Annotated in this window: 9 protein-coding genes; 1 reads left to right on the plus strand and 8 read right to left on the minus strand. The window is 72.3% G+C overall.

Going from position 1 to position 15,046, the window contains the following annotated elements; genetic code table 11:
- Positions 1-30 precede the first annotated feature (30 nt).
- Positions 31-2,532 (minus strand): aminopeptidase N, encoded by a 2,502-nt coding sequence (pepN, locus tag BUE44_RS12225; protein WP_073497176.1) that lies wholly within the window; start codon positions 2,530-2,532, stop codon positions 31-33.
- A gap of 79 nt (positions 2,533-2,611) precedes the next feature.
- On the opposite strand from pepN, the gene BUE44_RS12230 reads away from it, so the two are divergent.
- On the plus strand, positions 2,612-3,535 hold the full coding sequence (locus BUE44_RS12230; protein WP_073497178.1) for a hypothetical protein: 924 nt from the start codon (positions 2,612-2,614) through the stop codon (positions 3,533-3,535).
- Between the two features lie 106 nt (positions 3,536-3,641).
- Here BUE44_RS12230 and BUE44_RS12235 read toward each other — a convergent pair whose 3' ends face one another.
- From BUE44_RS12235 to trpB, 7 genes are all read right to left on the minus strand, one after another.
- On the minus strand, positions 3,642-5,105 hold the full coding sequence (locus tag BUE44_RS12235; protein ID WP_073497180.1) for a glutamate synthase subunit beta: 1,464 nt from the start codon (positions 5,103-5,105) through the stop codon (positions 3,642-3,644).
- Positions 5,098-9,645, minus strand: a complete 4,548-nt coding sequence (gltB, locus tag BUE44_RS12240; RefSeq protein ID WP_073497182.1) for a glutamate synthase large subunit — start codon at positions 9,643-9,645, stop codon at positions 5,098-5,100. Before gltB ends, BUE44_RS12235 begins: the two co-directional genes overlap by 8 nt.
- 325 nt (positions 9,646-9,970) lie before the next feature.
- Complete coding sequence (locus BUE44_RS12245; RefSeq protein ID WP_073497185.1) at positions 9,971-10,705, minus strand: VIT1/CCC1 transporter family protein; 735 nt, start codon at positions 10,703-10,705, stop codon at positions 9,971-9,973.
- Between the two features lie 117 nt (positions 10,706-10,822).
- Positions 10,823-11,857 (minus strand): prolipoprotein diacylglyceryl transferase, encoded by a 1,035-nt coding sequence (gene lgt / locus BUE44_RS12250; protein WP_073497187.1) that lies wholly within the window; start codon positions 11,855-11,857, stop codon positions 10,823-10,825.
- A gap of 109 nt (positions 11,858-11,966) precedes the next feature.
- A complete protein-coding gene (locus BUE44_RS12255; RefSeq protein WP_073497189.1) occupies positions 11,967-12,779 on the minus strand; it encodes a DsbA family protein in 813 nt (270 codons plus the stop codon).
- A gap of 91 nt (positions 12,780-12,870) precedes the next feature.
- The gene (trpA, locus tag BUE44_RS12260; protein WP_073497191.1) at positions 12,871-13,689 is read right to left on the minus strand and encodes a tryptophan synthase subunit alpha; all 819 of its coding nucleotides are present in this window, start codon (positions 13,687-13,689) and stop codon (positions 12,871-12,873) included.
- Entirely contained in the window at positions 13,686-14,975 is a 1,290-nt protein-coding gene (trpB, locus tag BUE44_RS12265) for a tryptophan synthase subunit beta (protein ID WP_073497193.1), read from the minus strand. Before trpB ends, trpA begins: the two co-directional genes overlap by 4 nt.
- Positions 14,976-15,046: the final 71 nt, after the last annotated feature.

Genomic DNA, 15,046 nt, shown 5'->3' on the forward strand with positions numbered 1-15,046 from the left:
CAGCCTCACCGGGCTGCCCCGGGGGCAGGGTCAGGCGGAGCGGATGCGCAGGTGGCGGGAGAGGTCGTCGAGGCGGTCGGCCAGGCCGCGTCCCAGCGCGGGGGTCACCGTCGGGCCGGCAAGGCACTCGCGGCCCAGGTGGAGGGTCTCCGGGGCGACGGCCGTGGAGGGGAAGGCCGTGCGTCCGGCGACTTCGGCGATCGCGGTGCCGCGGCGGGCGGCGAGCTGCACCACGTCGGAGAAGTACCGGGGCACGTAGGGCGCGGTGAGCGCCGCGTGCTCCGGGTGCCAGAAGCCCTGCGCGTTGGCCGTGAAGAGGTAGTTCGACTGCGAGTCGTCGTGGAACATCGCCTCCCACGCGGCCGCCTTGGCCGCGGCGTCGGGCAGCGAGGCCCGGCACCTGGCCGCGCCCTCCCGCCCGACGGCGCTCGGGTCGCGCTCCAGCTCCGCGTCGATGTCGGCGGCGGTGGCGGCCCCGAGCACCGCCAGCCGCAGCAGCGTCCGCCAGCGCAGGTCGGCGTCCAGGGGCGCGCCGCCGGGGATCTCCCCCCGGTCGTACCAGCCGCGCAGCGCCGCCGTGTCGGAGGCGGAGAGCGCCGCCTCGACCAGCGCGCGGGTGGCGCTGAGCCGGGTGGAGTCGAGACCGGCGGCGAGCAGCGCGCGTGCGGTGTCGGCGAGGGTGCCCAGCGCGCCCGGACGCAGCGCCGGGGCGAGGAAGTGGTCGGCGAGCTGGCCGCGCCAGAAGGTCAGGACGGCATCGACGATACCGGGCTCGGTCTCCCCCGGCAGGTGCGCGGCGGCCAGCTCCAGGTATTCGGCGGGCGCGATGCCGCCGTCGCGTACGAGGTCGCGTGCCGCGTTCCAGACGACCGCACGGCCGAGCGGGTCCGGCAGCCCGCCGAGGGCCTCGCGCAGGGTCGCCCAGGACTGCGGGTCGAAGTGGACCTTGGCGAAGGTCAGGTCGCCGTCGTTGAGCAGGATCACGTCGGGCCGCGGGCCGCCCAGCTCGTACTGTTCGGTGACCGAGCCCGCGGCGATGTCGACGGTGAGCCGGTCGCGCGGCACCAGCGCGCCGGGGGCGGCGACGGCCCGGTCGTAGAGGCCGACCTCGATCCGGTGCGGGCGGTTGCCGCGGTGGCCGATCTCCAGCCGCCAGCCGCCCTCGGCGCCGCCGGGCGCCACCGCGGGGGTGAGGGTGTCGGGTCCCGAGGTGCGCAGCCAGGCCGCCGCCCAGGCGTGGACGTCGCGGTCGGTGGCGGTGCCCAGGGAGTCCAGGAAGTCGGCGAGCGCCGCATTGCCGAAGCGGTGCCGGGCGAAGTGCGTGTTGAGGCCGGCGGTGAAGGCCTTGGGACCGAGCCAGGCGACGAGCTGGCGCAGCGCGGAGGCGCCCTTGGCGTAGGAGATCCCGTCGAAGTTGTTCATCGCGGACGCGGTGTCGGGCACCGCCGCCTGGTCGGGGGCGACGGGGTGGGTGGAGGGGCGCTGGTCGGCGTCGTAGCCCCAGGCCTTGCGGGCGACCGCGAAGTCCGTCCACGTACCGGTGAACCCGGTGGCCTCGGACAGCACCTGGAAGCCCATGTACTCGGCGAAGGACTCGTTCAGCCAGATGTCGTCCCACCAGCGCAGCGTGACGAGGTTGCCGAACCACATGTGGGCCATCTCGTGGGCGATGACCACCCCGCGGAACTGCGCCTCACCGGGGGTGACCGCCGACCGGTGGACGAACTCCTCGCGGAAGGTGACCAGTCCGGGGTTCTCCATCGCGCCGGCGTTGAACTCGGGCACGAAGGCCTGGTCGTAGGAGTCGTACGGGTACGGCTCGGCGAACAGCTCGTGGTAGCGGTCGAAGCAGCGCCGGGTGATGTCCAGGATCGCGCCGGCGTCCCGGTCCAGGTGCTCCGCGAGCGAGCGGCGGCAGTGCAGGCCGAACGGCAGCCCGGCGTGCTCGGTGCGCACCGAGTGCCAGGGCCCGGCGGCCACCGCGACGAAGTAGGTGGCCAGCGGCGGGGTGGTGGACAGCTGCCAGCGGCCGGGGGCGGTCCTGGTGGCGATGCCGTTGCCGAGGACGGTCCACCGCGGCGGCGCGCTGACCGTGACGTCGAAGACCGCCTTGAGGTCGGGCTGGTCGAAGGACGCGGCCACGCGCTGCATGTCGTTCATGAACAGCTGGCTGTAGACGTACGCCTCGCCGTCCTCCGGGTCGGTGAAGCGGTGCATGCCCTCGCCGGTGCGCGAGTACGCCATGTCCGCCTCGACCCGCAGCTCGTGGTCGCCCGCGGCCAGGCCGGCCAGCGGGAGCCGGTTGCCGGCGAGCAGGCCGGGGTCGAGGTCGCGGCCGTCGAGGACGACGCGGCGCAGGGTGGCGGGCCGGATCTCGGCGAAGGTGTCGCAGTCGCGCAGGGCCCGGAACCGGATCACGGTGGTCGAGCCGAACTCCTCGTCACCCCCGGTCAGGTCGAGGTCGAGCGCGTAGTGGTGGACGGTCAGGTCGCGGGCACGGGTCTCGGCCTCGGCGTGGGTCAGAACAGCCATGCGCCACATGCTGCCGCAAGCCGTGCCGCCGGGGACAGGCGGACCGCGCGGCGCGTAGGCTCCGCGGGGGGAGGTGGTCATGGCCGAGTACGCGGAGCCGGGGGCGTCGACCGCGGGGGGCGGGGCCATCGTGCACGGCTTCCCGCACCTCGACACCGTACGGGCGGCGCTGACGGCGCTCTACCGGCGGCTCTCCGGGGACGGTGTGCAGCGCTTCCCCAGCAGCGTGCACCCCGCGCTGGTGGACTTCCCCGACGACGAGGACCCGTACCTGGGCGCCCAGCGGGTGGCCCGGGTGATGGTGCAGCACTTCCGGCTGCCGGACGCCCGTATGGTGATCGGTTTCCGCGACATGGTCCACGCGGGGAATGTGGAACTGGCGGCGGGCCCTGAGTACTTCATCGAGCTGCACTCCCGCTTCAGGACCGACCGGCGCGATGTGGGGGCGGCGCTGGCCCACGAGGTCATGCACGTCTACCTGCACCGCCTCGGCCTGGAATTCCCCGGCACCCGCGACAACGAGATCCTCACCGACACGGCGACGACGTATCTGGGCGCGGGCTGGCTGCTGCTCGACGCCTACCGCGAGGAGGCCGCGATCCGCGGCGAGCGGCTGATGATGTCGGCGTACAAGCTGGGTTACCTGACGCCGGAGGAGTTCGGGTACGTCCTCGCCAAGCGCGCGGCCGCCTTCGGCGAGGACGTCGAGCCGTGGTTCCGGTCCGCGCAGGCCCGCGACGCCTACCGCGCGGGCCTGGCCCGCGCGGAGCAGGACCTCCGGCAGGCGCCGCTCGCCGCCGCCGGCTGGGCCGCCCGGCGCCGCTACGCCAAGGACCGCAGGTCCCTGACCGCCGGCCCCGGCTACTCCTTCGAGTCCGCCGGCCCGGCCGTCCGGGTCGCCTTCCCCTGCCCCACCTGCTTCCAGCGCATCCGGCTGCCCTGCAGGGGGCGCCTGCGGGCACGTTGCGCCCTGTGCCACACGGAGTTGGACGCGGAGACCTGAGCCGCTGGGGAAAGGACACAGCGCCCGCCTCCTTGGTCGGGGAGTGGCGGGCGCTGCTGGTGTTACTGCGTTCCGCACGCCATTGTGCGGGACATTCGGGGGACCGTCAGACGGTCAGGGGCCGGTCCGTGGGCCGGATCGGCGCGTGCAGGGCGGACGGCACCCCGGTGAGGTACGCGTCGACGGCCTTGGCCGCCGAGCGGCCCTCGGCGATGGCCCACACGATGAGCGACTGGCCGCGGCCGGCGTCGCCGGCGACGAAGACGCCGTCGACGTTCGTGGCGTAGGAGCCGTCGCGGGCGATGTTACCGCGGGCGTCCAGCTCCAGGCCGAGTTGGTCGACCAGGCCGTTGGACCGGTCGGTGCCGGTGAAGCCCATCGCGAGGGTGACGAGCTGCGCCGGGATGACCCGCTCGGTGCCCTCCTGCGGGACGAAGCGGCCGTCTTCGAAGACGACCTCGACCAGGTGCAGTTCGCTGACGTTGCCGTCCGCGTCGCCGGTGAACTTCATGGTGTTGACGGCGTAGACCCGCTCGCCGCCCTCCTCGTGCGCCGAGGTGACCTTGTAGAGGGCCGGCATCGTCGGCCAGGGCTGGCCGGCGGGGCGCTCGTCGGCGGGGCGCGGCATGATCTCCAGCTGCGTCACCGACAGCGCGCCCTGGCGGTGGGCGGTGCCCACGCAGTCCGCGCCGGTGTCGCCGCCGCCGATGACGACGACGTGCTTGCCCTCCGCGGTGATGGGGGGCGCGACGAAGTCGCCCTCCTGCACCTTGTTGGCCAGCGGCAGGTAGTCCATGGCGACGTGGATGCCCTTGAGCTCCCGGCCGGGGACCGGCAGGTCGCGGGAGATCGTCGCACCGGCCGCGATGACGACGGCGTCGTAGCGCTTGGCGAGCTTCCCGGCGTCCAGGTCGGTGCCGATCTGCACACCGGTACGGAACTTGGTGCCCTCCGCGCGCATCTGCTCGATGCGCCGGTTGATGTGCCGCTTCTCCATCTTGAACTCGGGGATGCCGTAGCGCAGCAGTCCGCCGATCCGGTCGGCCCGCTCGTAGACCGCCACGGTGTGGCCGGCCCGCGTGAGCTGCTGGGCGGCGGCCAGGCCCGCGGGGCCCGAGCCGATCACGGCGACGGTCTTGCCGGACAGCCGCTCGGGCGGCTGCGGGGTCACGTCGCCGGCGTCCCAGGCCTTGTCGATGATGGTGACTTCGACGTTCTTGATGGTGACCGGGAGCTGGTTGATGCCCAGCACGCACGCGGACTCGCAGGGCGCCGGGCACAGCCGCCCGGTGAACTCCGGGAAGTTGTTCGTGGCGTGCAGCCGCTCGGAGGCGGCCTGCCAGTCCTCGCGGTAGGCGTAGTCGTTCCACTCGGGGATCAGGTTCCCCAGCGGACAGCCGTTGTGGCAGAACGGGATGCCGCAGTCCATGCAGCGCCCGGCCTGCTTGCTGATGATCGGCAGCAGCCCGCCGGGGACGTAGACCTCGTTCCAGTCCTGCCTGCGCTCCTCGACCGGGCGCGTCGGGGCGGTCTCGCGGCCGGTGGTGAGGAAGCCCTTGGGGTCAGCCATTTGCCGCCTCCATCATCTTCGCGGTGGTCTCGGACTCGGAGAGTCCGGCCTGCTCGGCGGCGTTCTTGGCGGCGAGCACTGCCTTGTAGTCCCTCGGCATGACCTTGCCGAAGCGGGTGAGGGCGGCGCCCCAGTCGGCGAGCAGCCGCTCGGCGACGGTGGAGCCGGTCTCCTCGGCGTGGCGGCGCACCACATCGTGCAGCCACGTGATGTCGCCGGCGTCCAGCGACTCGATCTCGACCATGCCGGGGTTGACCGCGGCCGGGTCCAGGTCGAGGACGTAGGCGATGCCGCCGGACATGCCGGCCGCGAAGTTGCGGCCGGTGGCGCCGAGGACGACGGCACGGCCGCCGGTCATGTACTCGCAGCCGTGGTCGCCGACGCCTTCGGAGACGACGGTGGCACCGGAGTTGCGGACGCAGAAGCGCTCGCCGGTCCTGCCGCGCAGGAACAGCTCGCCGCCGGTGGCGCCGTAGGCGATGGTGTTGCCCGCGATGGTGCTGTACTCGGCGAGGTGGTCGGCGGCGCGGTCGGGGCGGACCACGACCCGGCCGCCGGACAGGCCCTTGCCGACGTAGTCGTTGGCGTCGCCTTCGAGCCGCAGGGTGATGCCCTTGGGCAGGAAAGCGCCGAAGGACTGGCCCGCGGAGCCGGTGAAGGTGATGTCGATGGTGCCCTCGGGCAGGCCCGCACCGCCGTACTTCTTGGTCACCTCGTGGCCGAGCATGGTGCCGACCGTGCGGTTGACGTTGCGGATCGGCACCTGGGCGCGGACCGGGGCGCCGTTGTCCAGGGCGTCGGCGGCGAGCTTGATCAGCTCGTTGTCCAGCGCCTTGGCCAGGCCGTGGTCCTGCTCGGTGGTGCGGTGCAGCGCGGCGCCCTCGGGCAGCGCGGGCACGTGCAGCAGCGGGGCGAGGTCCAGGCCCTGCGCCTTCCAGTGGGTGACCGCGCGGCCGGCGTCGATCAGCTCGGCGTGGCCGACGGCCTCCTCGATGGTGCGGAAGCCCAGCTCGGCCAGGATCTCCCTGACCTCCTCGGCGATGAACTCGAAGAAGTTCACCACGAACTCGGGCTTGCCGGTGAAGCGGTCGCGCAGCACCGGGTTCTGGGTGGCGACGCCGACCGGGCAGGTGTCCAGGTGGCAGACCCGCATCATGATGCAGCCGGAGACCACCAGCGGAGCGGTGGCGAAGCCGAACTCCTCGGCGCCGAGCAGCGCGGCGATGACCACGTCGCGGCCGGTCTTGAGCTGGCCGTCGGTCTGCACGACGATACGGTCGCGCAGCCCGTTGAGCAGCAGGGTCTGCTGGGTCTCGGCCAGCCCCAGCTCCCAGGGGCCGCCGGCGTGCTTGAGCGAGGTCAGCGGGGAGGCGCCGGTGCCGCCGTCGTGCCCGGAGATCAGGACGACGTCGGCGTGCGCCTTGCTGACGCCCGCGGCGACGGTGCCGACACCGACCTCGGAGACCAGCTTGACGTGGACCCGCGCCTTGGGGTTGGCGTTCTTCAGGTCGTGGATCAGCTGGGCGAGGTCCTCGATGGAGTAGATGTCGTGGTGCGGCGGCGGGGAGATCAGGCCGACGCCCGCGGTGGAGTGCCGGGTGCCGGCGATCCACGGGTAGACCTTGTGGCCGGGCAGCTGGCCGCCCTCGCCGGGCTTGGCGCCCTGGGCCATCTTGATCTGGATGTCGTCCGCGTTGACCAGGTACTCCGAGGTCACGCCGAAGCGTCCCGAGGCGACCTGCTTGATGGCGCTGCGCCGGGCCGGGTCGTACAGCCGCTCCGGGTCCTCGCCGCCCTCGCCGGTGTTGGACTTGCCACCGAGCTGGTTCATGGCGATGGCCAGCGTCTCGTGCGCCTCGCGGGAGATCGAGCCGTACGACATGGCGCCGGTGGAGAACCGCCGGACGATCTCGGAGACCGGCTCGACCTCGTCGACCGGGATCGGCTCGCGGTCGGACTTCAAACCGAACAGGCCGCGCAGCGTCATCAGCCGCTCGGACTGCTCGTTCACCCGCTGGGTGTACTGCTTGAAGATGTCGTAGCGGCGGGTGCGGGTGGCGTGCTGGAGCCGGAAGACGGTGTCCGGGTCGAACAGGTGCGGCTCGCCCTCGCGGCGCCACTGGTACTCGCCGCCGATCTCCAGCCGGCGGTGCGCGGCCGGGATGCCGGAGACCGGGTAGGCCTTGGCGTGCCGGGCGGCGACCTCGGCGGCGATGACGTCGATGCCCGCCCCGCCGATCTTGGTGTCGGTGAGGTGGAAGTAGGTGTCCACGAAGTCGGCGTCGAGGCCGATGGCCTCGAAGACCTGGGCGCCGCGGTAGGAGGCCACGGTGGAGATGCCCATCTTGGACATGACCTTGAGCACGCCCTTGCCGAGTGCCTTGATCAGGTTGCGCAGCGCGGCCTCGGGCTCGATGTCGTCCAGGAAGGTGCCGGCCGCGACCAGGTCCTCGACGGACTCCATGGCCAGGTAGGGGTTGACGGCGGCGGCGCCGTAGCCGATGAGCAGCGCCACGTGGTGGACCTCGCGGACGTCGCCGGCCTCGACCAGCAGCCCGACCTGGGTGCGCTGCTTGGTGCGGATGAGGTGGTGGTGCACGGCGGAGGTGAGCAGCAGCGAGGGGATCGGGGCGTGCTCGGCGTCGGAGTGCCGGTCGGACAGCACGATCAGCCGGGCGCCGTCCTCTATGGCGGCGTCGGCCTCGGCGCAGATCTCGGCGAGCCGGCCGGCCAGTGCCTCGCCGCCGCCGGTGACTCGGTAGAGGCCCGACAGGGTGGCGGCCTTCAGGCCCGGCATGTCGCCGTCGGCGTTGACGTGGATGAGCTTGGCCAGCTCGTCGTTGTCGATCACCGGGAAGGGCAGGGTGAGGTTGCGACAGGACGCGGGGCTGGGCTCCAGCAGGTTGCCCGAGGGGCCGATGGTGGAGATCAGCGAGGTGACCAGCTCTTCGCGGATCGCGTCCAGCGGCGGGTTGGTGACCTGGGCGAACAGCTGGGTGAAGTAGTCGAACAGCAGCCGGGGGCGTTCGGAGAGCGCCGCGATGGGCGAGTCCGTGCCCATCGAGCCGAGCGGCTCGCCGCCGGTCCTGGCCATCGGGGCGAGCAGGACCCGCAGCTCCTCCTCGGTGTAGCCGAAGGTCTGCTGGCGCCGGGTGACCGAGGCGTGGGTGTGCACGATGTGCTCGCGCTCGGGCAGGTCGGCGAGGTCGATCAGGCCCGCTTCGAGCCAGTCGGCGTACGGGTTCTCGGCCGCGATGGCAGCCTTGATCTCGTCGTCCTCGACGATCCGGTGCGAGACGGTGTCGACCAGGAACATCCGGCCGGGCTGCAGGCGGCCCTTGCGGACCACCTTCTGCGGGGCGATGTCCAGCACGCCGGACTCGGAGGCCAGCACGACCAGGCCGTCGTCGGTGACCCAGTAGCGGCCGGGGCGCAGACCGTTGCGGTCCAGGACCGCGCCGACGACCGAGCCGTCGGAGAAGGTGACGCACGCCGGGCCGTCCCAGGGCTCCATCAGCGTGGAGTGGTACTGGTAGAACGCCCGCCGCGCGGGGTCCATCGAGTCGTGGTTCTCCCACGCCTCGGGGATCATCATCAGCACGCTGTGCGGCAGCGAGCGCCCGCCGAGGTGCAGCAGTTCCAGGACCTCGTCGAAGGACGCGGTGTCGGACGCCTCGGGGGTGCAGACCGGGTAGATCCGCTCCAGGTCGCCGGAGAACAGGTCGCTGGCCAGCTGCGACTCGCGGGCCCGCATCCAGTTGCGGTTGCCCTTGACCGTGTTGATCTCGCCGTTGTGCGCGACGAAGCGGTACGGGTGGGCGAGCGGCCAGCTCGGGAAGGTGTTGGTGGAGAAGCGCGAGTGGACCAGCGCGATGGCGGTGGCGAACCGGCGGTCCGACAGGTCGGGGAAGAACGGCTCCAGCTGCCCGGTGGTGAGCATGCCCTTGTAGACCAGGGTGCGGGAGGACAGCGAGGGGAAGTAGACGTCGGCCTCGCGCTCGGCGCGCTTGCGCAGCACGAAGGCGGGCCGGTCCAGCTCGATGCCGGAGAGGAACTCGCCGGCGGCGTCCGCGACGAAGAGCTGGGAGAAGTACGGCATGGTCGAGCGGGCGGTCGCGCCGAGCAGCTCGGGGGCGACCGGGACCTCGCGCCAGCCGAGGACGGTCAGGCCCTCTTCGCCGGCGATGCGCTCGATGGCGTCGACGGCCTTGGCGCGGTCCTCGTTCTCGACGGGCAGGAAGGCCACGCCGACCGCGTACCGCCCGGCGGCGGGCAGCTCGAAGTCGACGGCGTCACGCAGGAAGGCGTCGGGGACCTGGAGCAGCATGCCCGCGCCGTCGCCCGAGTCGGGTTCGGCGCCGGTGGCTCCGCGGTGTTCCAGGTTGCGCAGGACGGTGAGCGCCTGCTCCACGAGAGCATGGCTCGCCTCGCCGGTGAGGGTGGCCACGAAGCCGACACCACAGGCGTCGTGCTCGTTGCGGGGGTCGTACATCCCCTGCGGGGCGGGGCGCCCGTCCATGAACGCGGAACGCGAACGCATGGCTCTCCCGTCGTCGTCATTGGCTTGTATGCATTGCCTGTTTCCAGGCATGCGCAACAGGGACGACGTTGGCCCTCTGCGATTTCGTGCAGGTTACATGATGGCCGAGTGTTCGAGAAGCGGATACTCAATTCCAGCATGTGGACGTTCCACGGGGGTGGAGCAGCCCTATCGGGCCAGCGTCTGACCGGGGTTCGACCGACGAATCCGACGCGTGCCCTGGCGGCTCTGCCGGTGCGTTACCGGGTGATGCCCCGTGTGGTGGCGGCTGAAACGACAGGGAAACACGAGGCTTGTGGCCGACGGCCTCCCGGTGGGCGCCGGCTCAGCCGACGGCGGTGCCGATGAGAGCGCCCAGTACGAAGGTAACTCCGCCGGCCGCGGCACCCAAGGCCAGCTGTCGCAGACCGCCGTACCACCAGGCCCTGGCGGTGACCCGCGCCACAGCGGCGCCGCAGCCGAAGAGCCCGGCCAGGGCGAGCAGCACCGCGGGCCACAGCACGTCGGCGCCCAGCAGGTAGGGCAGCACCGGCAGCAGCGCGCCCAGCGCGAAGGACACGAAGGACGAGCCGGCGGCGAGCAGCGGCGAGGGCAGGTCGTTCGGATCCACGCCCAGCTCCTCGCGGGCGTGGATCTCCAGCGCCTGCTCGGGGTCGACGGACAGCTGCCTGGCCACCTCGTGCGCCAGCGCCGGCTCCACCCCGCGCGCCACGTAGAGGGCGGCCAGCTCGCGCAGCTCGTCCTCGGGGTGCCGGTCCAGCTCGATCCGCTCGACGGCCAGCTCGGCCTCGACCAGCTCGCGCTGGGAGGCCACCGAGGTGTACTCGCCCGCGGCCATGGAGAAGGCGCCGGCCGCCAGGCCCGCGAGGCCGGTGACGACCAGGGTGCGGGAGTTCACCTCACCGCCGGCCACTCCGGTCATCAGTGCGAGGTTGGACACCAGGCCGTCCATCGCCCCGAAGACCGCGGGCCGCAGCCACCCGCCGGTCACGTCCCTGTGCACATGGTGGGGGACGTGGTACGGCGTGGCGGCGGCCTTCTCGACGGCGGCGCTGGTCATACGGTTCACCCTCCCCCGCGCGGCCGTGCGGCCGCGTCCACTGTGAAAACGGATTCGACCGTACCTGCGAACGCGGGGTGTCCGCCAGCAAGGAAAGGCTGACCTGACCTGCGGAAACTACGGGGTGACCGGTCCGCCGGCCCCTCCGGCGGCGGCCTTGGGCTGCTCGTCACCGGCCTGCTCGGCGTCCTGCGACGGCTCCCGCGTGCCACCGGCCGCGTCCACCGCGGGATCGGCGGCGGACTCTTTCACCAGGTCGGTCGCGGTCCCGTCGGCCTCGGCCGCGGTGTCCTCGGTCCCGCCCGCGGCCACGGCCGCGTCCCCGGCGGGGACCGGCTCCACGGTCTCCTCGCGGCCCGGACGCATCCGGGCGGAGAGCACCAGGTAGACGACGGCGCCGGCGAAGACCACGATCGCCGTCCAGTCGTTGAGACGCATGCCCAGGATGTGGTGCGCGTAGTCGACCCGCATGTGCTCGATCCACGCCCGGCCCACCGTGTAGGCGGCGACGTAGAGCGCGAAGGCGCGGCCGTGCCCGAGCTTGAAGCGCCGGTCGGCCCAGATCACCAGCAGCGCGACCCCGACGCACCACAGCGACTCGTACAGGAACGTCGGGTGGTACGTGACCAGGTCCGGCGTGTTGTCGGGCCGGTGCGCGGCGTCGATCTTCAGGCCCCACGGCAGGGTGGTCGGCCCGCCGTACAGCTCCTGGTTGAACCAGTTGCCCCAGCGGCCGATGGCCTGCGCGAAGGCGATGCCCGGCGCGATGGCGTCGGCGTACACCGGCAGCGCGATGCCGCGGCGGCGGCAGCCGATCCAGGCGCCCAGCGCGCCGAAGGCGATGGCACCCCAGATGCCCAGCCCGCCCTGCCACACCTTGAAGGCGTCGACCCAGTCCTTGCCGTCGGTGAAGTACAGCTCGTAGTCGGTGATCACGTGGTAGAGCCGGCCACCGATCAGGCCGAACGGCACCGCCCACACGGCGATGTCGGCGACCGTGCCAGCCGATCCGCCGCGGGCGAGCCAGCGCTTGTTGCCGTACCAGACGGCAACGAAGACGCCGACGATGATGCAGAACGCGTAGCCGCGCAGCGGGATCGGTCCGAGATGGACGACGCCGTGCGCGGGGCTGGGGATGAATGCGAGTTCCATGGCAATGTCCGACGCTACCCTGCCGGACGGGTGGGCGGCATCCCGCCCGGCTACGTCTGGATAACGGCGGGCGCACGGTGCCGTGTCCCGCGGGGCGCGGGAAGCCGGTTCAGGACGGGGTGGCGGTGACCTTCGCCGGCTGCTTTCCCTTGTTCGCGGTGGCCACCATCTGCTTGAGGCTGTCCGGGGTGAGCGCGGAATTCTGCCCGTAGATGCTCTTGCCGTTCAGCAGGATCGTCGGCGTGGCGTCGAAGCCCGAATTGCCGAAGGCCGCGTTGGACTGCTTCACCCACGAATCGTGCGTGCCCTGATGCACGCAGTCGGTGAAGGTGGTGGTCTTCAGCCCGGGGACCTGGTCGGCGAGGTCCAGCAGGGTGCTCGTGTGGCCGAACTTGTCGTCCTGCTCGTCGGGCTGGTTGGCGTAGAGGACGTCGTGGTAGGCGCGGAATTTGCCGGCGTCCTGGGCGCAGGCCGCCGCATTGGCGGCGTTCAGCGAGCCGGTGCCGCCGAGGTTGCCGTCGATCAGGGTGACCAGGTGGTATTCGGTCCTGATCTGCCCGCTGTCCTCCAGGCTGTGGATGGTGGGCGTGAACTGCTTCTCGAACGCGTCGCAGGCCGGGCAGCGGAAGTCCTCGTAGATGGTGAGGGTCGAGGGCGCCTCGGGGGCTCCCACCGGGATCACCAGGCTGTCCGTCCCGGTGGCCCCGGTGGGGGCCGCGGCCGCGGTGCCGGCCCGGGCGGCGGTGTCCGAGTGGCGGTTGGAGGCCACCACCCCGATCACCGCGGCGATGGCGAGGACGGCCACCAACCCGCTCGCCACCACCACGGTCCGCCTGACCTTGGCGCGGGACGCTTCCCTGGCGCGCTGTTCCTGCAGGGCCTCGCGGGCGCTGCGCTTTCCGTCACTGTTGCGTTGGCTCACGCCCAGCGCAACGGTGGGGGGAGGCGCTCAGCGCCTCCCCCCACCGTTTTTCGCTCGCGGGAGTGACAAAACCCGCTCCCACGGGTGATCGTCAGGCCCGCTTGCGCACGCCTTCGGCCAGTTCGGCGGCCAGCGCGCGGACCGCGGCGAGCCCGGCCGCCTCGTCGCCGCCGGCGTCCAGGATGCGCTTGACGAAGGCCGAGCCGACGATCACGCCGTCGGCGAAGGCGGCGACCTCGGCGGCCTGGACGGCGTCGGAGACGCCGAGGCCGACGCAGACCGGCAGATCGGTGGTGGCCCGGGTGCGCCGGACCAGGCCCGCCGCCTGCTCGCCGACGCTCGCGCGGGTGCCGGTGACGCCCATCAGCGAGGCCGCGTAGACGAAACCGGACCCGGCCGCGGTGATCTTGGCCAGCCGCTCGTCCCTGCTGGAGGGCGCGACGACGAAGACCGTGGCCAGGCCGTGCCGCTCGGCGGCCGCGCGCCACCCGGCGGACTCCTCGACCGGCAGGTCGGGCAGGATGCAGCCGGCGCCGCCGGCCTCGGCCAGCTCGGCGGCGAAGCGCTCGACGCCGTAGCGGTCGACCGGGTTCCAGTACGTCATCACCAGCAGCGGCTTGCCGGTGGCTTCGTACGCCTCGCGGACGGTGCGCAGCACGTCGGCGATGCGGACGCCGTTCTTGAGCGCGATGTCGTCGGCGGTCTGGATGACCGGTCCGTCCAGCACCGGGTCGCTGTGCGGCAGCCCGACCTCGACGATGTCGGCGCCGCCGTCGAAGACCGCCTTGACGGCGGCGATGCCGCCGTCAACGGTCGGGAAGCCGGCCGGCAGGTAGGCGATGAGGGCGGCGCGGTTCTCGGCCTTCGCCGTCGCGAGGGCCTCACGGAGCAGTTCGACGGTCCCGCTCACTTGGCGTCCCTCTCGATCTCGGCGATGTCGGCGGCGTCGGCGGCGACCTCCGTGTCGGAGTCGTACAGCCGGAAGTAGCGGGCCGCGGTGTCCATGTCCTTGTCGCCGCGTCCCGAGAGGTTCACCAGCAGCAGCGCGTCGGGGCCCAGCTCGCGGCCCAGGTCCAGGGCGCCGGCCAGCGCGTGGGCGCTCTCGATGGCGGGGATGATGCCCTCGGTGCGGGACAGCAGCCGCAGCGCCTGCATGGCCGCGTCGTCGGTCACGGCGCGGTATTCGGCGCGGCCGCTGTCCTTGAGGTAGGCGTGCTCCGGCCCGACACCCGGGTAGTCCAGGCCCGCGGAGATCGAGTAGGGCTCGGTGATCTGGCCCTCGTCGTCCTGCAGGACGTACGAGCGCGAGCCGTGCAGGATGCCGGGCTCGCCCGCGGTCAGGGTCGCCGCGTGCTCGCCGGTCTCCACGCCGTGGCCGGCCGGCTCGCAGCCGACCAGCCGGACGCCCGCGTCCGGCAGGAAGGCGTGGAAGAGGCCCATGGCGTTGGAGCCGCCGCCGACGCAGGCCACGGCCGCGTCGGGCAGCCGCCCGGTCCGCTCCAGCAGCTGCCGCCGCGCCTCGACGCCGATGACCCGGTGGAAGTCGCGCACCAGCGCCGGGAAGGGGTGCGGCCCCGCGACGGTGCCGAACAGGTAGTGCGTGCGGTCGACGTTCGCGACCCAGTCGCGGAAGGCCTCGTTGATCGCGTCCTTCAGGGTGCGGCTGCCGGAGGTCACCGAGACGACCTCGGCGCCCAGCATGCGCATCCGCGCCACGTTCAGGGCCTGCCGCTTGGTGTCGACCTCGCCCATGTAGATCGTGCACTCCAGGCCGAACAGCGCGCACGCGGTGGCCGTGGCGACCCCGTGCTGGCCCGCGCCGGTCTCGGCGATGACCCGGGTCTTGCCCATCCGCCGGGTCAGCAGCGCCTGGCCCAGCACATTGTTGATCTTGTGCGAGCCGGTGTGGTTCAGGTCCTCCCGCTTCAGGAAGACCCTGGCCCCGCCCGCCTGCTCGGCGAACCGCGGCACCTCGGTCAGGGCGCTGGGCCGCCCGGTGTAGTTGGCCATCAGCTCGTTCAGCTCGGCCGCGAAGGCCGGGTCGGCCTTCGCCTTCTCGTATTCCGCGGCGACCTCGTCCACGGCGGCGACCAGCGCCTCCGGGATGAACTTCCCGCCGAAGGCGCCGAAGTAGCCCTCAGGGCTGGGGCTGAGGCCTTCCGGGTCGGGAAGGAAGAAGTCAGGTTTTTCTGGCATGGGTGTCCCCTGGTCATGGTTTCTGGGGCAGTACGGCACCGCGGGCCGTACCTACGGCTGTACGCGGACTG

The sequence above is a fragment of the Actinacidiphila paucisporea genome (genome assembly GCF_900142575.1).
Classification (GTDB): Bacteria; Actinomycetota; Actinomycetes; order Streptomycetales; family Streptomycetaceae; genus Actinacidiphila; species Actinacidiphila paucisporea.